This is a genomic window from Succiniclasticum sp. (assembly GCF_056977735.1).
This window is the reverse complement of sequence record NZ_DBMCWA010000009.1, coordinates 56656-77661: the sequence shown is the minus strand read 5'-3', so window position 1 is coordinate 77661 and position 21006 is coordinate 56656. Positions and strand designations below refer to the sequence as shown.

Below are 21006 nucleotides of genomic sequence, written 5' to 3'. Positions count from 1 at the left end.
GAACAAATTTAAAAGAAAGAGAGAGGCAACACCCACCATGACGTATTTTAAGAATGTAGTAAAACGCAACGGCATCACCGTTCCTTTTGACGAGAAAAAAATCGAAAACGCCATCGCCAAAGCATTCATCGCCACCGGTGAAGTAGAAGCACGCAACGTTTCCACCATCGCCGGCGCCATCACCCTGATGGTCATCACCAACCTGCGGGAAAACTCTCAGGAAATTCCCACCGTGGAAGACATCCAGGACCGCGTGGAATCCATGCTGATGAAATGCGATTACGTGAAGACCGCGAAAGCCTACATCTTATACCGCAAACAGCACCAGCAGGCACGTCACACCAAGAACACCCTGCTTGACTATAAAAAACTGGTAGACGGTTATATTGGAAAAGACAAAGACTGGCGCGTGAAGGAAAACTCCACCGTCACCCTCAGCGTGGGCGCGCTGATTCTTTCCAATTCCGGCGCCATCACCGCCAACTACTGGCTCAGCGAAATTTATGATGAAGATATCGCGGAAGCGCATCGCAAATGCTTCATGCACATCCACGACCTGAGCATGCTCACCGGGTACTGCGCAGGCTGGAGCCTGAAGCAGCTGATCCAGGAAGGGCTGGGCGGCGTTCCTGACCGCATCTCTTCCGCACCGGCCAAACATTTAAGCACCCTCTGCAACCAGATGGTCAACTTCCTGGGCATCATGCAGAACGAATGGGCCGGCGCACAGGCCTTCTCTTCTTTTGATACGTACCTGGCTCCTTTTGTAAAAGTCGACAATCTGGACTATAAAGAAGTAAAACAGTGCATCCAGTCCTTCATCTACGGTGTGAACACCCCGTCCCGCTGGGGCACCCAGGCTCCCTTCACCAACATCACCCTGGACTGGACCGTGCCCGACGACATGAAGGACATGCCGGCCATCGTGGGCGGAAAAAACATGGACTTCACCTACAACGACTGCAAGAAGGAAATGGAAATGGTGAACAAAGCGTTCATCGAAACCATGATTGAGGGCGACGCCAACGGCCGGGGCTTCCAGTACCCGATTCCTACCTATTCCATTACCAGAGAGTTTGACTGGAGCGCCACGGAGAACAATCGTCTCCTGTTTGAAATGACAGCCAAATACGGCACGCCTTACTTCTCCAATTACATCAATTCCGACATGAAACCTTCCGACGTGCGCAGCATGTGCTGCCGTCTGCGTCTGGACCTGCGGGAACTGCGCAAAAAATCCGGCGGCTTCTTCGGCTCCGGCGAAAGCACCGGCTCCATCGGCGTGGTCACCCTGAACCTGCCCCGCATCGCGTACCTGAGCCAGACAAAGGAAGCGTTCTACGCTACGCTGGATAAATACATGGACATCGCGGCCCGCTCCCTGTCGGTAAAACGAAAAGTGATCAGCCGCCTCATGGACGAAGGCCTGTACCCCTACACCCGCCGTTACCTGGGCACCTTCAAGAACCACTTCTCCACCATCGGCATGGTGGGCATGAACGAAGCGATTCTGAATGCGGCGTGGCTTCCCAACGAAGACATGACCACGGAAAAGGGACGCGCCTTTGCCATCGAAGTACTGAACCACATGCGTACCCGTCTGTCCGATTATCAGGAACAGTACGGCGACCTGTACAATTTGGAAGCTACCCCGGCGGAATCCACCTCCTACCGTTTCGCGAAACATGATACGGAAGAGTTCCCCGGCATCCTGACCGCAGCCAAAGACGGCAATGCGCCCTACTACACCAACAGCAGCCATCTGCCGGTTGGTTACACGGATGACATCTTTGATGCACTGGAACTGGAAGATGAACTGCAGACCCTGTACACCAGCGGCACCGTGTTCCACGGTTTCCTGGGCGAGCGTCTGCCCGACTGGCAGTCCGCCGCTACCCTGGTACGCAAGATTGCACAAAACTTCAAGCTGCCTTACTACACCCTGTCCCCCACCTACTCTGTCTGCGCGGAACACGGTTACATCCGGGGCGAGCACTTCACCTGCCCGAAATGCGGCCGCAATGCGGAAGTGTACTCCCGCATCACCGGTTACTACCGGCCGGTCCGGAACTGGAACGACGGCAAGGTCAGTGAGTTCCAGAACCGCAAGACCTACAACACGGAGCAGGTCCGCATTGACCGGGACGGAAAGATGGAAAGCGATGCGGAATTTTCCGCAAGGGTAGCTGTTGCAACAGATGCAGCGAAAAAAGCTTCCGCATTCCCGAAGACCGCGGAGCTCCCTGACAAGCAGATGATGGACGCCGCCAAAAACCTGTCTGCCAGCATCATGAACAGCAGCGCTCCTTCCCCGGCAGCCCTTGCCTCCAACGGAAAACGCTACCTGATCTCCACCCACACCTGCCCCAACTGCAACATGGTGAAAAAGATGCTGCAGGAAGCCCATGTGGAATACACGCCGCTCTTCGCCGAAGAATCCGAAGGGGCGGAAATGGCAAAGAAATTCAACATCTGCGCCGTGCCCACATTAATTGACGAAACCGGCAACGAGACCAAACTGCTTTACAATGTAAACGAGATTAAAACGTATATTGACAGACTGCAACACTGAAAACTGCGGCATTAAAAAATCCCATCCGTTTGGATGGGATTTTTTGTTTGCAATGTTAACCCTTGAAGAACGTGCCGAATATCCCGCGCAGCAAACTGGCGCCCAGATTACCGCCCACAGTCTTGCCCACGCTGCCTGCAACGGAACCGCCCAGCGTTTTTCCCACCTGGCGGCCCACCGTTCCCAGTACGCTGCCGCCTACGGATTTGATCATACGGTTCTTTTCGGCTTCGGCCTTTTCTGCTTCCCGGGCCGCTTCTTTTTCTGCCTTTTCCTTAGCCAGCGCTGCTTCCTTGGCTTCTTTTTCTGCAATCTTGGCCTGTTCTGCTGCGGCTTTTGCTTCTTCCGCCTCTTTCGCCTGTACCTGCTGCTGCCGCATCAGGAACTCATAGGCAGAGTCGCGGTCAAAGAAACTGGAATACTTGCTGTACAGCAGGCTGGCTTTGATTGCCTGGTCCCGCTGGGCGTCGGAAGCCGATCCCATGCTGCACTGAGGCGGAAGGATGGAAACCTTCTGCACCATGCCGGGAATACCGCTTTCTTCGAGGAAAGAAACCACCGCTTTCCCGGTGCCCAGTTCCATAATGGTGGATGCCGTATCAAATTCCGGATTGGGCCGGTAGGATGCTGCCGCTGCTTTTACCGCCCGCTGATCAGCCGGGGTATAGGCACGCAGCGCATGCTGCACTTTATTGCCCAGCTGTGCCAGTACGCCGTCAGGAATATCCTTGGGGCTCTGGGTGCAGAAGTAAATGCCCACGCCCTTGGAACGGATCAGTTTCACCACCTGCTCAATCTTATCCAGCAGTGCTTTGGAGGCACCGTTGAACAGCAGGTGCGCTTCGTCAAAGAAGAATACCATCTTGGGTTTCGGCAGGTCGCCTACTTCCGGTAAGGTCTCAAACAGTTCGGACATCATCCACAACAGGAACGTAGAATACAGTTTGCCGTTATTGATCAGGCTCTCGCTGTCCAGGATATTGATCATGCCTTTACCGCAGTCCTGGGTCAGCCAGTCCGCAATGGACAGGGCCGGTTCGCCGAAGAACACATCGCCCCCCTGGGTCTCCAATGCCACAACTGCACGGATGATGGCCGTAATGGAAGCCGGGCTCATCTTGCCGTATTCCGCTTCGAATTTCGTGCGGTTTTCATTGACAAAATTCAGCATGGCCTTCAGATCTTTGGTGTCGATCAGCAACAGCTGGTTGTCGTCTGCAATCTTAAATACGATACTCAAAATAGAGCTCTGCAGCTCATTCAATTCCAAAATGCGGGCCAACAGCAGGGGGCCGATCTCGGAAACCGTGGTGCGCAGGGGGATTCCCTTCTGCCCGAAAATATCCCAAATCGTTACAGGGCAGCCTTTATATTCAAAGCCGGCTTCCGCCAGGCCAAACTTCTGGATTCGTTTCTGCATGTCTTCCGTGTTGAGGCCGGGGCACATCATACCGGCGACATCGCCTTTCACATCGGCCATGAAAACAGGCACGCCCATGTCACTGAAACTTTCCGCCAGCACCTTCAGGGTAATGGTTTTACCGGTACCGGTGGCGCCGGCAATCAGGCCGTGGCGGTTTGCCATCTTCGGCAGGATGAAAATATTTTCGCCTTTATCGTTATTGGCCACCCAGATCTTTCCGTCTTTTATCATGCTGTTTCCTCCTTATCATCCGTTATTGCAACTTCCTGGTTATTATAAATATTTTAACATGATTTACGCTAACTTTCCATATAAAAGTATGAATTTAAAATAAAAAACTGCGCCGCAACGTACCGGTGTGCCAGTACGTCCGACGCAGTTTTTGGTTCTCTAATTTCTTTTATTCTTTTTGCCCCAGATTTCTTCTGCGCATCGCCATCAGGCCCATGCACAGAATCACGATGCCGAAAATAAGAGATACCATAGCACTCTTGGTAAAGCCGGCTACCAGGAAGGTGAAGAAGGAAACCACTGCCACCGTCATGGCATAAGGAATCTGGGTGGTAACATGGTTCAGATGGATACACTGGGCGCCGGCGGAAGACATGATCGTCGTATCCGAAATAGGCGAGCAGTGATCGCCGCAGACTGCGCCGGCCATGCAGGCGGAAATGGAAATGATCATCAGCTGATGGTCAACACCCTGGAAGCAGGAAACAACGATGGGAATCAGGATACCGAAAGTACCCCAGGACGTACCGGAGGCAAAAGCCAGGAATACGGCAATCAGGAAGATGATGGCTGGCAGGAAATTCATCAGGTTGCCGGCAGAACTTTCTACCATGCTTGCCACATATTTGGCTGCGCCCAGACTGTCGGTCATTGCCTTTAAGGCCCAGGCAAAGGACAGGATCAGTATGGCCGGAACCATCTGCTTGAACCCTTCCGGCAGACAGTCCATGCAGTCCGCGAAAGGAAGGGACTGACGCGCCAGATAAAACGCTACCGTAATAATCAGCGCAACGGCAGAACCCAACACCAGACCCACGGAAGCATCGCTGTTGGCGAAAGCGTCAACGAAGCTCTTGTCTTCAAAGAAGCCGCCGGTGTAGATCATACCGATAACACAGCAGATGATCAGCATTACGATGGGAAGCACCAGATCGATCACACTGCCGATCTTTTCTCCCTTTTTCATCGACTCAGCAGCTTCTGCCGTAATACCGGTAGTAAACAGGTCGCCCTCCAGGGCGTTATCTTCGTGTACCTTCATGGGGCCGTAATCAATGCCCAGGAAGATGATCAGCAACATCATGATCAGGGTCAGCAGAGCATAAAAGTTATACGGAATGGACTGGATAAAAATGCTGATACCGTTTTCCCCTTTTACAAAGCCGGATACCGCTGCGGCCCAGGAAGAAATCGGCGCAATGATGCAGACCGGAGCCGCCGTGGAGTCGATCAGATATGCCAGCTTGGCGCGGCTGATATTATATTTGTCTGTAACAGGCCGCATAACGGAGCCAACGGTCAGGCAGTTGAAATAGTCATCAATAAAAATCAGGCAGCCCAGCAGCATGGTCGCCAGCTGCGCACCGGCACGGCTCTTAATATGAGTGGAAGCCCACTGGCCGAATGCGGCGGAACCGCCGGCGCGGTTCATCAGCTGTACCATCATACCCAAAATTATCAGGAATATCAGGATGCCCACGTTCCATTTATCGGAGAGAACAGTCAGCAAACCTTCCTGGAACACCTGGTTCAGTGTTCCCACCAGATCAAATCCGGCATTCAGGAATGCACCGGTCAGAATCCCCAGGAACAGGGAACTGTATACCTCTTTGGTGATCAACGCCAGCGCGATGGCGATTACGGGCGGCGTCAGCGCCCATGCGGTTTCCTTTACCGGCATATGGTTATGTACCACCGCATATGCCAACCCTGCCAGCACCAGTACTACGGCGACCAGTGACAGGTACGTCAATGTCTTCGGTTCTCCCTTTTTCACAATACTCATCCCCCATATAAAAAATATTTTACAAATAACTATTGAAGTATAGTATTACTTTATCGTAAAACAGGAAATATGTCCAGTAAAAATGCATAAAAAACATTCATATATACATTTAGATAAAATTTCTGTTAACTTTGAAAAACTTTTTTAACAATTCAACGTTTTTAAGGAGACGCTGGTCAAATCAAAAAAAAGTGAAATGCTTTCATTTTTTGTGTATAATAATAATTATAGAACAACGCAATTTCAAATACCAGGAAATTCCTGCAAATAGGTGTAACCGGTTGTCAAAATAGTAATCAACCGTTCCATAGTTTCAGTTTTGAGAAAGAGGGATTGTTTATGTATTCCAGAAAATTAATCGCTGCGGTTTTACTGGCCTGCTCTGCCAGCGTGTTTCCCGTTTACGCAGCAGAAACGAATGAAACGCCTGCCGCTGATACACACATGGCAGCGCCCATGCCGGGTCCGGACGCCCACAGTGCCGTAACTCAGACAACGTTGCTGCCGGTACCGGCATTCACCACCGTCATTACTGCCGAAGAAATGGAAGACAACCATTACGAAACCGTAGCGGAAGCCCTGACCTACGCCCCCGGTGTAACCGTAACGCCCGGTTCCGTCAACACCAACCACCAGATCGTCCGTATCGACGGTGATGACCGCGTTGCCGTGTTTATCGACGGGCGGAAACAGAATCTGGCAAGCGGTTTTGCGGACGGACGTGCTACCTACGATCTGGACATGACGCCCCCGGTGATGGCCATTGAACGTATCGAAATCCTGCACGGCCCCGTGGGCGACAATTTTATAAACTATGACAACCCCGGCGGCGTAATCAATATTATTACCAAAAAAGGCAAAGAACATACTTTTAAATTTGAAGGGGCCAGGGGGCCTTACGACGCCTGGCGCTGGGAGACCCAGCTGGCAGGCAGCGGCAAAGGCTGGAACTGGATCGGCACCGGCGGCCGTTCCAATCTGGAGGCCATGCACTACAAAAGTGTTGACGGTGTTAAAGAGACCATGCCCAATTCGACCGTAAACCGCCGGGAAATGTATTTCCGAATTGGGCGGCAGTTTACCAAGAACCGTTCCCTTAACCTGACCTACGGTCATTTCAGTAACGACAGGGGACTTTGGTACTCGCGGAATAAGCCAACGGATTATGATTACGAAAAAATGGCCAATCATCTGGCCTTAACTTATAATTACAAAGAAAATACCGCAACACCGGGATATATTTCTTTATACCATTATTACAATCAGGGCGATACATACCGTCCCGCCGGTGTGAAAGATCAGGAAATACTGCCTTCTTTCGGACGCTGGAAGACAAACACCAACGGTATTGACTGGCGTGACAGCTGGCAGTTCAAGAAAAACCGCAGCCTGGCGGCAGGATTGTCATGGAGCCATACAAGCGTGGACAGTGATACGAACTATGATGTGTCAGGCGACCCTGTCGGCGGTGAAGGCAATCGCAGTTTTGGGAAGAACTATAAGAAAAGCAGGACCAACATTACCGCATTTATTAAAGGAGTCCGCAAGATCAAAAAACTGACCCTTACCAGTACCCGGGGAATCACCCACAATAGCGGCTTCGGCACTCATTACATTTCGACCAGCGGCGGTGAATACCGTCCTGACAAAAAGACGACTCTGTACGGTTCCATCCAGCATTTTTATGCTGTGCCGACTCTGGATGAACTATACTATAATAACCAGAGAATCCAGGGAAATCCCAATCTGGACCCGGAAAAGGGCTGGAAGGGCAGCGGAGGGATCCGCCACCAATTCAGCGATAAAGTCTTTGCAGACCTGGGCGGCTTCTGGTCCTATACCAAAAATCCGATTTTGTGGTACAAAAACGGGGCTATATGGCGTCCTGACAACGGAAAAAGCCTGCATCAAATAGGTGTCAACCTTTCCATCACAGACGTGTTCAGCCCCAAATACAATGCCACCTTCTCGTATACTTACACCAATTCCAATACTGACTGGGGAGACAAAGCCCCATCCTACACGGAAGAAGTGGCGAGGCATCAGCTGAAAGCCGCACTGCGGTACAAAGACAAACGCTGGTCCAACAATCTTCTTTTCACGGCCGGACTGGGTCGAAACGAAAGCTGGTACTCCGGCAACTACTTTGTCGTGGATGTCAACCTGGGCTACAAGTTCAACAAACACTGGAGCAGTTACATTAAAGTCCATAACCTCTTCAACGAATCATACGAGGCGCTTGGCTCCCGCAATATCGGTGAATTCCCCGCTTACGGACGGACAGCATTGTTTGGGGTAGTGTATTCGTACTAAATCGTATTGTTATAATTAATTAAGATGTACAGTTAAAAAAAAGAATAAGCGCGCAGGGATTAAGCAAAACATCGGGAACGTTTGTGTCATTCCATGAGACGAAATGCAACGCAGCGGCGAGACTGTCTGAGGGGCGGAGCCCCGAGTTTCGAAGCCGCAGGCGCATGAGTCCATGGAATAACAAACGTAAACGGTTTTGTGAATCCCTGCACGCTGTTATTTTTTTAATTTATACAACTTACTTAACTTAATCCTTCCCGTTCCAGCAATACGTGCAAAGGGTATCGGGATCAATGCCAACGGCCTTGATCATATCGTCCAGACGGTTGAAGCCCAGACTGGTGAATCCCATCTTCTTGCAGATGCCCTTCACCATGGCGTGGTACCGGTCTGAATCCGGATTACAGTAATCCTCCAGAATTTCCCGGGCCACATTTTCCCCTTCTTCTTTGGCAATAATCTGCCGGGCAATCAGTTCCATCTCGGAATTGGAACGGGAGAAGTTCAGGAATTTGCAGCCGAAGGTGATGGGCGGGCAGGCCGGACGGGCATGGACTTCTCTTGCTCCCGATTTAAACAAAAACTCCGTAGTTTCCCGAAGCTGGGTACCGCGTACGATCGAATCGTCAATCAGGATGATCCGTTTATTGTCAATCAGTTCATGCACCGGGATCAGCTTCATCTTGGCAATCAGGTTCCGTTTGCTCTGGATGGTCGGCATAAAAGAACGGGGCCAGGTCGGCGTATACTTGATCAGCGGACGGGAAAACGGGATACGGCTTTCATTGGCATACCCTACCGCGTGGGCAATGCCGGAATCCGGAACACCGGCTACGTTGTCCGCAGCGTCAGGTTCGATACAGTCACGCCGGGCCATGTATTTGCCGCAGTTGTAACGCATCTGTTCCACAGACACCCCTTCGTAGAATGAAGAAGGATACCCGTAATAAACCCACAGGAAGGTGCAGACCCGCATCTTAGATCCGGGCTTCGCCAGTACCTGCACGCCTTCCGGCGTCATGATATCGATCTCGCCGGGTCCCAGTTCTTTATAATTCTCATACCCCAGATTCAGATAAGCAGACGATTCAAAGGTAGCACAGAAGCCGTCTTCCTTTTTACCCAAAATCATAGGCGTGCGTCCCACCTTGTCCCGGGCCACATAAACGCCCTGAGGCGTCATGATCATCAATGAAAGAGAACCGTCCACACACTCCTGCGCATACCGGATCCCTTCGATTAAATTATCTTTCTGGTTGATCAGGGTGGCCACCAATTCCGTCGCATTAATGGAGCCGCCGCTCATCTCCAGGAAGTGAGTGCCGCTTTTTTTCATAATGCCGGCCACCAGCTCATCCATGTTATTGATCTTGCTGACCGTGGTGATGGCAAAAGTGCCGTGATGGGACCGTACAATCAGGGGCTGGGCTTCAAAATCCGAGATGCAGCCAATGCCCAGATTGCCGCGCATGTGATGGATATCACTGTCAAACTTGGTACGGAAGGGAGAGTTTTCAATATTATGAATGGACCGGTTGAAACCGTCCTCCCCGTACACTGCCAGTCCGGCCCGGCGGGTTCCCAGATGGGAATGGTAATCCGTGCCGAAAAACAGGTCAAATACGCAATCTTCTTTTGATACAACGCCAAAATATCCGCTCATGAATCAGTTCCTCTCAACTTTCCCCTTTTGAATCTACAACAAAACTGCTTCCTTATTTTATCGTACTCTTTCCCAGACTGCAAGAAAAAAATACAAAACTCTTGCAGCAAAAAAAGACAGGTTCGTTACGACGTCCCTGTCTTCGATTGTAATCTTACCACGACTGTCAGGAAAAAGCAACCCTGCCCCACTCATCGAAACCTCTCACTTTTGTGAAATCAGGCGGAACACAATGGAACGCCCTGCAATCAGCTGGGCATGATGGACAAAAAACAGGGTGCCGTCTGCCGGTGCGCAGATTTTCTCCCGCACCTCTGTCGTGTACGGATCGATGATCTCTGCCAGCAGGTTTCCCTTTCTGACATAATCTGCCGGATGGCAATACCGTATCAGGATGCCGCCCTTTTTATTGTGAATGTTGATCAGTTCCTCTTCTTTTACAAATTCCGTTTTCAGGCCTTCCGGCACTTCACAGCCCAACATGCCTTTCTCGGCCAGAAATCGCAGGACGCTCTCCGGTACGTTGCTGCGCAACATCCTCCGCTTTTCCAGAAAGCGAAGCACACTGTCCGCTGCCATTTCCGCACTGTCCTCGTCAATAAAATCCGTTGTCCTGGAATAAACGGAAAAGGTACAGGTCTCCCAAACCTGCCAGTTGTAATTCAGCGTCGTGGTGTCGAACGGATGCGGTTCGCGAACCACCAGGTACGGCAGCCCGAAATCCAAGCCTTCCGCATCTTCCTGATAGCCTGTATGGATGACACGCACATGGGGAACAAAATCCCCCGGCAGGTGAAAACTGGCCAGATGGATCCCCCACTTATATCCCTGCAGTGCCGTAAAAATCCTCTCTGCCAGCCGCTGTGTCGTTTCCCCCGCTCCGTAACCGGGGAACATCCGGTTGATATCTGTATTGTCCAAAGGCCAGAAGCGCTTATTCACATTCATGGAAAACTGTCCGGCACAGGGAACAACCAGCACGCCACAATCCGGCGCAAAAGCTCCCGCAGCTTCCAGTTCCGAAAATTTACGCACAAGCCGGGCCGCCGTGTACATCTGCTGTACTTCATCGCCCCGGATAGCCCCCATCACAGCCAGTGTTTTTTTCCGTGAGCCGAAACGGTATCCGTACACCGGGATGGGCTGACGGTAGGGAAGCGCGTCAATCGTAAATAACTTTACCCGTCTCATGATCCGATTCCTCCCAGTATCCGGGCGATCAGCGAACCTTCGTTGACCACCGGGTATTCACGCAGAGTGAAGACCATGCCGTCCACCGGGCTGAACAGTTCCTCTTTCGTGACCCCGTTCAGGGAATCGGCAATCATTCCTACCGGCTGCCCTTTTTTCACAAAGTCCCCATGACTTACCCGGGGCATAAAAAAGCCGGATGCATCCGCATTGATAAAAGCTACGCTCCCGTCTGTACTGACGATTGGCTGCTTCACTGCCGGCGCCGGTTCCGTTAACATACCCAGATGGGACATGACAGATAAAATCCCCGTAATCAGCTGGTCGCCGTAGCTTTGGGTGATACGCATGCCCACGCCCATCTCCACCACCAGTGTTTTCGTCTTCAGCATATTCAAACTGTAGGCCAGCGTACTCTCCAGCACTGTCGCTGCGCTGTGTACCCAGATATAATCCATGTTCAGCAGTTTCGCCAGCGGTACCAGTTCCTTCGCCGTTATTTCATTGATACGCACCTGGGGTATCTCGCGGAGGAAAATGTTGCTGGCGTGGATATCGATACACAAATCCGCTCCCTTTATATCGCGGATGATGCCGTTGGCAATATATTCATACATGCTTTCATTACGGCTGCCCGGGAAAATGCGGTTCATGTCCAGGTCGAAACCTGGAAGCCCCCGGTAAATCGTACTGATGCCCAGGGGATTCAGCGCCGGATATATATCCACGGTTCCCCGCAACGTCTCTTTTTTTTCTTCCAGCACCCGGGCCAGCTGCCAGGCCACATACTGCCCTTCCAGTTCGTCGCCGTGGGTTCCGGTTACGATGGAAAGCCTGCAACATTTCGGGTCTGTGCCCTGTATGCGGTTTTTTTGAATGACAAGCGCTTCTCCCACCGGAAGAGGCGCTTTGATCACGGTCTCTATCATGGAATCTCCTTACTAACCGGGAATCTTTTTGTATTACAGGACGAAAGTCTGCCGCCCTGTTGAGAACAGGGTAAAACGTTCTTAATCTGTCACTTTGGTAAATACTTTCTGGGTCTGCTCCGCCCAGCCGGAGAACACACCCTGTTCCAATGGACAGTCGCTGTAATCGCGGCCGACACAAAGCTTCAGATACGTTTCATCAGCCGGGCAATTGTGTGTCGGATCGATGCCGTACCACAAACCGTCCATCCAGATCTCCGTCCAGGCGTGGCTGGCTCCTTCCCCTACAAAGAGCCCGCTGACGTACCGGGCGGGTATGCCTGCCAAACGGCACAACGTGATCAGCACATGGGCATAATCCTGGCACACGCCTTTCCCTGCGACAAATGCTTCCCCTGCCGTTGTCATCACGTTGGTTTCACCGGGCGCATAAGTAAAATGCTCATACACCTTTGCACAGAGAACATATGCTTTCTCCAGCGCATTCAATGCACTGAAACGGCCCGGTGTTCCCTGCACCTGCACACCGTTCTGTGCCTGGGCCTGCAACATACCGCCGTCTGCGTTTTTCACAGCACTCTCATAAAATGCTTCCAGCTCAGGTGAGACCTGGGTCAATGGTGACGCATAACGGTAAAAAGGCTTTGCTTCTTCCGGCACACGCAGGGAATCGTCACGGTAGGCCATGCCCTGCAGGGTATAACGGAACGAATCATGGGCTTCCGCCACCCGCCCCGCGCGCACCACATTGCCAAAAGAATCTCGTCCCAGGGACGCCGCACTGTCCGGATAAACTGTCAGCGTATAAGAAAGAATCTTCTGTTCCGGACTGTCAGCGGGAATGCAGCGCAACAGGTAATTGTGCTCCGTCACTGACCCGGAAAAATTCAAAACTGTATCAAAATAAAAGGACAACTCTCGTTGCATGGGACACCTTCCTCTTCAGCCAGGCCTGTTACGGCAAACGCCGCAATCCTTCTTCTCTCTGTAACAACGCCTGACGCATAACTCTCCCTCACACGATAAACAGGTTCTCCGCTGCATCCAGCAGTGCTTTACGCTCTTCCGGCGTTTCCGGATTCTTTGCCGAAAGCAGGGTCTGCAACGAAGCGTGGGACGGTTGCAGCGACGTACGGTTCATCCGTTTCATCAGCTTGCCGATCTCCGACTTCACCGAATCCAGATGCCATCCAAGGCGCAGGTATAAACTCAGTCTCTCCACGCCTGCGGCGCATTTGATAATGTTACGCACATTTTCATCGTCGATCATGTCGTCGTAACTGCCACGGAAGGCCATGATGAAATCGATGACCCGCTGCAGGGGCAGCGTAGGGCTGTCGCTGGTTTCCGCGCTCTTCATCCCCAGCACCGCCAGTTCCAGATAGGCAAGGGTGCGGCTTCCAATCACATCGCGCAGCACCATGCCGTTGCCCAGCATGGCATCCGCCACCGTGCGCAGGGAATCGGGGTTGTTTTTATCAAATACATAGTTGTGCATAAAATCTTTATCATCTTTATAACAGCAATCGATGCTCAGCTTCCGGCAAAAAACCGGATAATCAATTTCCCCGTCGATCATCACATCGTACCAGTCCCACAGGTAACCCAGGGTGGTAGCCAGCCGTTCATAATAACGCCCCAGCCAATAAAGCCGGTTCAACTTGCTTACTGACAAACTATCCATGTGTCCTTGAAACCTCCTCCCTGCGAAGAATTCACCACAAAGCTGTCCGGGTTCCGGGAGAAACGGGTCAGCCCGCTGGGCCATACCTGTACATCCTCGCCGCTGAGGACGAAAGCACGCAGGTCCGCCTTGCGCTCCACCGTCTCCCCGTTTTCCAGAATGGGCAGATCCTTAAAGTCGATCACTTCCTGGGCAATGAAACGGCGCGGCGCGTTGATGATAGTGTTCTTCAGTTCTTCCCGCTGCGCCTCTGTCAGGTTTTCGCCAAATACCACACCGTAACCGCCCGCTTCTGCCACGTCTTTGATGACCAGGCGATGGATGTTGTCCAGGGTGTATTTGCGGTCTTCCTCATAATAAGGCAGATAGGTAGGCGCATTCTTCAGGATCGCGTCCTCACCCAGATAATACTTAATCATCTTCGGCACGAAATAGTAGATGCCTTTGTCATCCGCCACACCGTTGCCGGGGGCGTTCATCATCGCCACATTGCCGGCCCGGTAGGCGTCCATGATATTGGGGATGCCGATCAGGGACGAAGGCTCAAAGCAGAGAGGATCCATGTACTCATCACTGACCCGGCGGTACACGGCTCCCACCCGCACCGGATCCCGGCTGGTACGGTAATACAGCGTCTGGTTTTCCACAAACAGGTCATTGCTTTCCGCAAGCACCGCTCCGGCCTGTTCCGCCAGATACGAATGTTCAAAGTATGCCGCATTATAACGGCCCGGCGTAAAAATTACATTGATGCCACCGGTATTCACATAATCCATGGTCCGTTTCAGCAGGGCGCCATAATTCCGGTTGTCCCGCACATGATAGCGTTGAAACGTCTCCGGACTGCAGCGTCGGCAAATGGTCCGGGCAATCAGCGGATACGATGCACCGGAAGGAATCCGGAGATTGTCTTCCAGTATGTACCACTCGTTGTCCTTTCCTTCCACCAGATCGATACCGGAAATGTGGCTGTACACCTCTTTGGAAGGTGTGATGCCCTCACACTGGGCCAGGTAACCGGGGGAACGGTACACAAATTCTTCCGGCACGACACCGTCACGCACGATCTTTTTGTCGTGATAGATGTCATAGATGAATTTGTTCAGCGCCGTCACGCGCTGGACCAGGCCTTTCTCCAATACTTCGTAATCCTTTTCCGGAATCTGCCGGGGAACCGGGTCAAAGGGGAACAGCCGCTCATTGAACGTCCCGTCTTTGTAGATTCCGAATTTCACTCCGTACCGGGCCAGTTGTTCATTGATCTCTTTTGTGTGCGCCAACAACGTTTTCATAAACAACCCCTACCTCAAATAAAAATAAGCACGACAAAGAAAATCTCTCCGACTTCATTGTCATGCTTTTGAGAACTGCGTAAAGATACGCTGATTAACAGAGTTTGCGCAATGAACGAATCAGCGTTTCCTTAATCCCTTCCAACCATTTGAATTTTTACCTGAATGCAATGACGTCTTCGAACAATACGGTCCACGTTTACTCTTTCCTATATTATAAATTATCGCAAGAGAACGTCAAAAAAGCAAGAGGGAGACAAAAGTTTGCGTAATTTTTTATTTGAAATTCATCACATACAGCCCAATCAGGCAAATTACTACCCCCGCAATCTTATTCCAGGCCAGGGGTTCATGATACAGCAGATACCCCACCAGCAACAGAAAGCCTGCCAGGATCGCGCTCTGTACGATGAAAGCCGTGCTCACCGGCCAGCCTGCCTTGTAGGCATAGATCCAGCCAGCCTCCAGTCCCACGATGACAAGGCCCAGAACGAACACCGCCCAATTCAGCCTGCCATACTCCTGTAAAAGATTCGCGCCGTTCCCGGTCACCAAAAACAGTACGCCGGAAGCCAATGCCCCTACCAGATACGTAACGGTCAGCGTGGCAAAAGCATTAACTCCGCCGGGCACTTCCTTTGCGCAGATCTGATAAAGCGTGTTGGAAAACACCACCAGCGCAACAGGCCAAATATATGAGATCATTTGCAGTTCCTCCTGCCATTATATCAACAATCCGACAGACAACGTCTCTATCCCACAGGCACAATCAGGAATCTGTTCTGTCTGATCCATTATCTGCAAGATGTTACATAAATTGCATATTCATGATTCAAGACCACAGTGCTCCCCGGTCTTACCTTTTTACGTTTTTCTTTTAATACGATCCCGTCCATGGCCACATGGCCCTGTTCTATCTCATAAGAAGCCTGACCGCCGCTTTCCACTACACCGGCCAGTTTTAACAACGCTGCGGCCGGAATAAATTCTGTATCTATTTCTATTGCAATTTTTTTCATATACTCCCCCAACCTGTAAATGGTTTATTTACCTTTCTAAGAGTTATTATACACGAAACTATCATTTCATACTGTAAATGCACTTGATACTCTTCTTCCATAATAAGTTATCCCGGTTTATGCAGTTTCCTTTACACATATAATGTGCCGTCCGCACATTCCAAAATGTAAGTGTAGTAAGACACGGGTGTCCTTCCTTTTCTTCTGCTTAGACTGACCGCCTTATTCCGCTTCTTCCTCCAATGCTTCAATCAGAAAACTAACCGGACGGAAGCCGTCATTGCAGGAAATCATGGCAGACTTCGGATTCTTCATCCAGCCGTCATAGAAATTCTCTGCCCCATGGGCTAATGCCATCACAAAGGGAGACATGGTTTCCCAGGCGCTCTCGCACAATCCTTCCGGACGTTGCCAGCCATTGGCAATGAAAACCTGTCCTTCTTCCATGTCGCAGGGATGTTCCATCGGGTTTTCATACTTTGCCATTAAATCCTTGTGGCAAATCTTCTTCATTACAATAATTCGAATTTTTTTCATGTGAATTTACCTGATAAATACAATTTTACTTCTTTTTCCCCCTGCCCTTTCCTTTCTTGCATTTATAACCAATCTGTTTTTTTCCGTTGAACTCGTAATTCTTCAGCTCATATTTTTCCGGGAATGCTTCTATCAGTTTTGATAATTTTTCAAAGCCAAAGTTACGCACATCAAAGTCCGGCTTCGCCCGTCGGATAAACTGTCCGGCCGAAGCGATGTTCACATAGTTATCCGTATCGTCATCATTGATCTGGAATTTATCAAAAGCAATTCGAAGCAGATTGTGAACTTCATTGATGTTCTCATGTTTTTTCACTTTCGCTTTTCCGTTTTGCGTTTCGTTCTCGGAAACAGAAGTTTCTTCCACAACGGCGGTTTCCTTTTCCACGCCAATGTTTTCCAGAAAAATAAATTCATCACAGCTGTTACGAAATGACTTCGGTGTCTTATTTTCGCCTATGCCGATAACATAGACACCTGATTCATGCAGGTTGATAGCCAGCGGGGTGTAGTCACTGTCACTGGCCACGATTACAAAGGCATCGTAGATCCCTTTGTGGAGCAGATTGATGGCGTCGATGACCAGCGCAATGTCCGTAGCATTTTTTCCGGACACATAATCAAACTGCTGCTCCGCTTTGATGGCCAGCCGTTTTAGTTCGTTTTCCCAATTCTTTAAAGCTTCCTTCTTCCAGTTTCCGTAAGCTCTCTTTACCACAATGCGCCCATATGTGGACACTTCCTGGATCACATTTTCAATTTTTGAAAGCTGCGTATTGTCTGCGTCAATCATAAGCACTATGCTTTTCAGTGTTTCCATGCAAACCTCCACATTTTTCTGCTATGAAAGCTCCGGAAGCATGTCCTGACAGTGAAACCGGCGGTTGCTTTCATGCTTATATGCACGGTCATTTAAAAATCAATGACTCTGTAACATTCGTTAATATACATTTATAACAAATTATAACATTTCAAATTTGATTTCACAATAAAACTATGATATTGTTTTTATAACGAATAACGAAAAAAATCAGCAAATATTTAAGAATCAGGAGGGAAACAGTATGGACATTAATGCTCTGATGATGGATTCTACTGACAACGTAGTTACCTGTATGACCGAAATCCCGGCAGGCAGCATGGCCGTTTACCGGAACGGGAACGAAATCTGCTCGATTGTAGCAAAAGAAAATGTTCCCTACTGTCATAAGATTGCCTTGACAGACATCCCGAAAGGCGGTCATGTCATCAAATACGGAGAAAGCCTGGGCACGGTATCGGAAGATATCCCTGAAGGCGGCTGGGTTTCGGACCGCAATCTGTTCAGCGTTCCCCGGGATTACGACAGTGAACTGGCTGCCGATGACTTCCAGATGTGTGCTAAACAATCTGAAGGCGCACCTGATCTGAAAGGTATCAAATTCTGGGGTTACCGCCGCGCAGAAGGACGTCCCGGCATCCGCAACCATGTGCTGATTCTTCCAGGTTGTGCCTGCGGCAGTGAAAGCAGTCGCATTGTAGCATCCCAGGTACGCGGGGCGGTCAACATTGTATTCAACACAGGGTGTTCCGATGTGGCCGCCAACACCGGGATGAGCCAGAAAATTTTAACGGGCTTCGCCTGCAACCCCAATGTATATGGTGTGGTAATTATCGGTCTGGGCTGCGAAACGGTTCCCCACAACAAGCTGCGGGAAAAAATTCAGGCTATGACCTCCAAACCGGTGGTTTCCTTCGGTATCCAGGACGAAGGCGGTACTCTGAAAACGATTGAGAAAGCCGTGCGCGCTGCCCGGGACATGGCAGCGGAAGCCGCCATGCAGCAGAAAGAACTGTTCGACATTTCAGAATTATTAATGGGTATTGAATGTGGCGGCTCCGACGCCACTTCCGGCATCGCCAGCAACCCCGCCGTAGGCGAGCTCAGCGATATTCTGGTGGACATGGGGGCCACCACCATGATGAGCGAATCCATTGAATGGATTGGCGGCGAACATGTATTGGCCAAACGGGGAGCCACAAAAGAAATTCATAACCGGATTATCGAGGTCTGCCGGGCGTACGAAAATCACCTCGCTGCAGCAGGTCAGGATTGCCGGGCAGGCCAGCCCACCCCGGGCAACAAGGCAGGCGGTCTGTCTACATTGGACGAAAAAAGTCTGGGCTGCATCCGCAAGGGTGGCACCCGTCCTGTAGTAGAAGTACTGGAACAGGGCGTACATCCTTCCAAACACGGCGCTATCGTCATGGACACTGCCGGATATGACATTTCTTCTGTAACCAGTATGGCCGCCGCCGGTTGCCAGGCTATCATTTTCACCACGGGCCGGGGCACCCCCACCGGCAACGCTATCGTTCCCGTATTAAAGGTTACAGCCAATGGTCGTACCTACCAAAAGATGGAAGATAATATGGACATTGATTTAAGTCCCATCGTACGGGGAGAAAAGACCTATCAGGAAATGGGCCGTGAAATGGTAAATGCCGTCCGCGACATTTGCAACGGCAAAATGACAAAAGCCGAAACGTTCGGTTTCTCCGATATCGCTGTAGATCATGTGTGCCGGTTTGTCTGATTACAATACAGTTTTTTTGTTAAACTGACAAACCATCCTGGCAACAACAGTACGATTAAAAAGTAATCCCCGGAGTTGCATGTATCATGCGTACTCCGGGGATTCTTTCATTTATTCCCACTCTATGGTCGCGGGCGGCTTGCTGGTAATGTCGTATACGATACGGTTGACGCCCTGCACTTCGTTGACGATGCGGCGGGAAACGGTATCCAGTACGCTGTAGGGAATGTGGGCCCAGTCGCTGGTCATGCCGTCAGTAGACAGCACCGCCCGCAAGGCCACGGTGTAACTGTAGGTACGCCCGTCACCCATGACACCTACACTGTGAATGTTGGGCAAACATGCAAAGTACTGCCAGATGGTACGGTCCAGCCTGGCATTGGCAATTTCCTCGCGGAAAATCGCGTCCGCCTCTCTGGTAATCTTCAGCTTTTCTTCCGTCACTTCACCTAACACGCGGATAGCAAGACCCGGTCCGGGGAAAGGCTGCCGCCATACCAGCGCTTCGGGAATACCAAGCTCGGCTCCTACGGCACGGACTTCATCTTTAAACAATTCCCGGAGAGGCTCGATGAGCTGCAGGTCCATGTCTTCCGGCAGTCCTCCCACGTTGTGGTGACTCTTGATGGTAGCGCTGGTACCGGTACCACCGCTTTCCACCACGTCAGGATAAATGGTACCCTGTACCAGAAAATCGACCTTACCTAATTTCTTTGATTCTTCATCAAATACGTGGATGAATTCCGCCCCGATGATCTTCCTCTTCTGTTCCGGATCGGCCACGCCCTTCAGTTTTCCCAGGAAACGATCCGCCGCATTCACACGGATGAAGTTCATATCAAATGTATCTTTGAAAACATTTTCAACCTGATCCCCTTCATCTTTGCGCAAAAGGCCATGGTCCACAAAGATGCAGGTCAGCTGCTTGCCGATAGCTTTGTGTACCAGCACGGCCGCAACGGAAGAGTCCACGCCACCGCTGAGAGCGCACAGCACTTTTTTGTCCCCTGCCTTCGCTTTAATCTCCGCCACTTTCCGTTCTACAAAAGACTTCATGGACCAGTCGCCTTTCAGTTTGCAGATTTCAAACAAAAAGTTGGCAATCATCTTTTTACCGAAGGGGGTGTGCTCTACTTCCGGATGGAACTGCACACCGTAGAATTTTTTTTCTTCATTTCCCACTGCTGCGATCGGACAGTCATGGGTCACTGCCAGCACTTCAAAACCTGCCGGAGGCTCTGACACAAAATCCGTGTGGCTCATCCAGCAAGACTCTTCTTTATCTATGCCACGGAACAGGGACGCCCAGGGTTCCAGTGTAATATCTGTTTTCCCATACTCCCGGATGTTTGCAGACGAAACTTTTCCTCCCAGTGCCTGGCACATAAACTGATGGCCGTAGCAGATGCCCAGCACCGGAATACCCAGATTAAAAACTCCCGCATCTGCTTTAGGCGCGTTTTCCACATACACACTGGCAGGGCCGCCGGACAAAATAATGGCCGCCGGTTTCATCTCTTTTATTTTTTCCAATGGGCAGCTATAGGGAACAATTTCACAGTACACACTGCACTCCCGTACACGCCGGGCGATCAACTGTGCATACTGGGCGCCAAAGTCGATGACCAGTACCAGTTCATGGTTTTCTTTCATTTTAAGTAAGCCTCCTCATCAAATCAAAACAAAATTATTACAATACATAAGAAACAAGAAAAATATACCATAAAAAATCACGTTTTGGCAACAGAATAAGTTGCAGAAATATTATAAATAATAATTGACTTTACAGT

16 protein-coding genes are annotated in these 21006 nt (G+C 50.6%); 3 read left to right on the top strand and 13 right to left on the bottom strand.

The window, feature by feature from the left end:
• The first annotated feature begins 37 nt into the window (after positions 1 to 37).
• Positions 38 to 2572, top strand: coding sequence for a ribonucleoside triphosphate reductase (locus tag ACZOWY_RS06630; RefSeq protein ID WP_484394082.1), 2535 nt, complete (start codon positions 38 to 40; stop codon positions 2570 to 2572).
• Positions 2573 to 2627: 55 nt separating this feature from the next.
• Here the strand turns inward: ACZOWY_RS06630 and ACZOWY_RS06625 are convergent, their stop codons facing one another.
• Together ACZOWY_RS06625 and ACZOWY_RS06620 are read right to left on the bottom strand one after the other, a co-directional pair.
• Positions 2628 to 4226 carry a helicase HerA-like domain-containing protein gene (locus ACZOWY_RS06625; protein WP_484394076.1) on the bottom strand — a complete coding sequence of 533 codons (1599 nt, stop codon included), beginning with the start codon at positions 4224 to 4226 and terminating at the stop codon, positions 2628 to 2630.
• 169 nt (positions 4227 to 4395) lie between these two features.
• Entirely contained in the window at positions 4396 to 6012 is a 1617-nt protein-coding gene (locus ACZOWY_RS06620) for a Na+/H+ antiporter NhaC family protein (RefSeq protein WP_484394073.1), read from the bottom strand.
• A 339-nt stretch (positions 6013 to 6351) separates the two neighbouring features.
• On the opposite strand from ACZOWY_RS06620, the gene ACZOWY_RS06615 reads away from it, so the two are divergent.
• Positions 6352 to 8325 carry a TonB-dependent receptor plug domain-containing protein gene (locus ACZOWY_RS06615; protein WP_484394068.1) on the top strand — a complete coding sequence of 658 codons (1974 nt, stop codon included), beginning with the start codon at positions 6352 to 6354 and terminating at the stop codon, positions 8323 to 8325.
• Positions 8326 to 8572: 247 nt separating this feature from the next.
• Here the strand turns inward: ACZOWY_RS06615 and ACZOWY_RS06610 are convergent, their stop codons facing one another.
• From ACZOWY_RS06610 to ACZOWY_RS06565, 10 genes are all read right to left on the bottom strand, one after another.
• On the bottom strand, positions 8573 to 9988 hold the full coding sequence (locus tag ACZOWY_RS06610; protein WP_484394062.1) for an amidophosphoribosyltransferase: 1416 nt from the start codon (positions 9986 to 9988) through the stop codon (positions 8573 to 8575).
• 204 nt (positions 9989 to 10192) lie between these two features.
• Complete coding sequence (locus tag ACZOWY_RS06605) at positions 10193 to 11179, bottom strand: M14 family metallopeptidase (protein ID WP_484394058.1); 987 nt, start codon at positions 11177 to 11179, stop codon at positions 10193 to 10195.
• Positions 11176 to 12108, bottom strand: coding sequence for a M14 family metallopeptidase (locus tag ACZOWY_RS06600; RefSeq protein ID WP_484394054.1), 933 nt, complete (start codon positions 12106 to 12108; stop codon positions 11176 to 11178). The genes ACZOWY_RS06605 and ACZOWY_RS06600 overlap by 4 nt, the downstream gene beginning before the upstream one ends.
• A gap of 81 nt (positions 12109 to 12189) precedes the next feature.
• Positions 12190 to 13035, bottom strand: a complete 846-nt coding sequence (locus ACZOWY_RS06595; RefSeq protein ID WP_484394050.1) for a transglutaminase family protein — start codon at positions 13033 to 13035, stop codon at positions 12190 to 12192.
• 88 nt (positions 13036 to 13123) lie between these two features.
• Positions 13124 to 13792: an alpha-E domain-containing protein gene (locus ACZOWY_RS06590; protein ID WP_484394046.1), complete on the bottom strand. Its 669-nt coding sequence runs from the start codon at positions 13790 to 13792 to the stop codon at positions 13124 to 13126.
• Positions 13774 to 15084: a circularly permuted type 2 ATP-grasp protein gene (locus ACZOWY_RS06585; RefSeq protein ID WP_484394041.1), complete on the bottom strand. Its 1311-nt coding sequence runs from the start codon at positions 15082 to 15084 to the stop codon at positions 13774 to 13776. Before ACZOWY_RS06585 ends, ACZOWY_RS06590 begins: the two co-directional genes overlap by 19 nt.
• A 276-nt stretch (positions 15085 to 15360) precedes the next feature.
• Positions 15361 to 15789: an EamA family transporter gene (locus tag ACZOWY_RS06580; RefSeq protein WP_484394036.1), complete on the bottom strand. Its 429-nt coding sequence runs from the start codon at positions 15787 to 15789 to the stop codon at positions 15361 to 15363.
• A gap of 89 nt (positions 15790 to 15878) precedes the next feature.
• The gene (locus ACZOWY_RS06575) at positions 15879 to 16103 is read right to left on the bottom strand and encodes an RNA-binding S4 domain-containing protein (protein WP_484394031.1); all 225 of its coding nucleotides are present in this window, start codon (positions 16101 to 16103) and stop codon (positions 15879 to 15881) included.
• A gap of 222 nt (positions 16104 to 16325) precedes the next feature.
• Positions 16326 to 16640 carry a TIGR04076 family protein gene (locus ACZOWY_RS06570; protein WP_484394027.1) on the bottom strand — a complete coding sequence of 105 codons (315 nt, stop codon included), beginning with the start codon at positions 16638 to 16640 and terminating at the stop codon, positions 16326 to 16328.
• Between the two features lie 25 nt (positions 16641 to 16665).
• Positions 16666 to 17460 (bottom strand): NYN domain-containing protein, encoded by a 795-nt coding sequence (locus ACZOWY_RS06565; RefSeq protein WP_484394021.1) that lies wholly within the window; start codon positions 17458 to 17460, stop codon positions 16666 to 16668.
• Positions 17461 to 18055: 595 nt separating this feature from the next.
• Here ACZOWY_RS06565 and ACZOWY_RS06560 point away from each other — a divergent pair.
• A complete protein-coding gene (locus ACZOWY_RS06560; RefSeq protein WP_484394228.1) occupies positions 18056 to 19216 on the top strand; it encodes a UxaA family hydrolase in 1161 nt (386 codons plus the stop codon).
• Between the two features lie 111 nt (positions 19217 to 19327).
• On the opposite strand, the gene guaA is transcribed toward ACZOWY_RS06560, so the two are convergent.
• A complete protein-coding gene (gene guaA / locus ACZOWY_RS06555; protein WP_484394016.1) occupies positions 19328 to 20869 on the bottom strand; it encodes a glutamine-hydrolyzing GMP synthase in 1542 nt (513 codons plus the stop codon).
• Positions 20870 to 21006: the final 137 nt, after the last annotated feature.

What these genes read in the sequence shown, in the direction of transcription:
- ACZOWY_RS06620 (WP_484394073.1), bottom strand. Translation starts at nt 6,012, where the DNA reads ATGAGTATTGTGAAAAAGGGAGAACCGAAGACATTGACGTACCTGTCA.
- ACZOWY_RS06615 (WP_484394068.1), top strand. Translation starts at nt 6,352, where the DNA reads ATGTATTCCAGAAAATTAATCGCTGCGGTTTTACTGGCCTGCTCTGCC.
- ACZOWY_RS06600 (WP_484394054.1), bottom strand. Translation starts at nt 12,108, where the DNA reads ATGATAGAGACCGTGATCAAAGCGCCTCTTCCGGTGGGAGAAGCGCTT.
- ACZOWY_RS06610 (WP_484394062.1), bottom strand. Translation starts at nt 9,988, where the DNA reads ATGAGCGGATATTTTGGCGTTGTATCAAAAGAAGATTGCGTATTTGAC.
- ACZOWY_RS06580 (WP_484394036.1), bottom strand. Translation starts at nt 15,789, where the DNA reads ATGATCTCATATATTTGGCCTGTTGCGCTGGTGGTGTTTTCCAACACG.
- ACZOWY_RS06595 (WP_484394050.1), bottom strand. Translation starts at nt 13,035, where the DNA reads ATGCAACGAGAGTTGTCCTTTTATTTTGATACAGTTTTGAATTTTTCC.
- ACZOWY_RS06590 (WP_484394046.1), bottom strand. Translation starts at nt 13,792, where the DNA reads ATGGATAGTTTGTCAGTAAGCAAGTTGAACCGGCTTTATTGGCTGGGG.
- ACZOWY_RS06630 (WP_484394082.1), top strand. Translation starts at nt 38, where the DNA reads ATGACGTATTTTAAGAATGTAGTAAAACGCAACGGCATCACCGTTCCT.
- ACZOWY_RS06570 (WP_484394027.1), bottom strand. Translation starts at nt 16,640, where the DNA reads ATGAAAAAAATTCGAATTATTGTAATGAAGAAGATTTGCCACAAGGAT.
- ACZOWY_RS06565 (WP_484394021.1), bottom strand. Translation starts at nt 17,460, where the DNA reads ATGGAAACACTGAAAAGCATAGTGCTTATGATTGACGCAGACAATACG.
- ACZOWY_RS06575 (WP_484394031.1), bottom strand. Translation starts at nt 16,103, where the DNA reads ATGAAAAAAATTGCAATAGAAATAGATACAGAATTTATTCCGGCCGCA.
- ACZOWY_RS06605 (WP_484394058.1), bottom strand. Translation starts at nt 11,179, where the DNA reads ATGAGACGGGTAAAGTTATTTACGATTGACGCGCTTCCCTACCGTCAG.
- guaA (WP_484394016.1), bottom strand. Translation starts at nt 20,869, where the DNA reads ATGAAAGAAAACCATGAACTGGTACTGGTCATCGACTTTGGCGCCCAG.
- ACZOWY_RS06585 (WP_484394041.1), bottom strand. Translation starts at nt 15,084, where the DNA reads ATGAAAACGTTGTTGGCGCACACAAAAGAGATCAATGAACAACTGGCC.
- ACZOWY_RS06625 (WP_484394076.1), bottom strand. Translation starts at nt 4,226, where the DNA reads ATGATAAAAGACGGAAAGATCTGGGTGGCCAATAACGATAAAGGCGAA.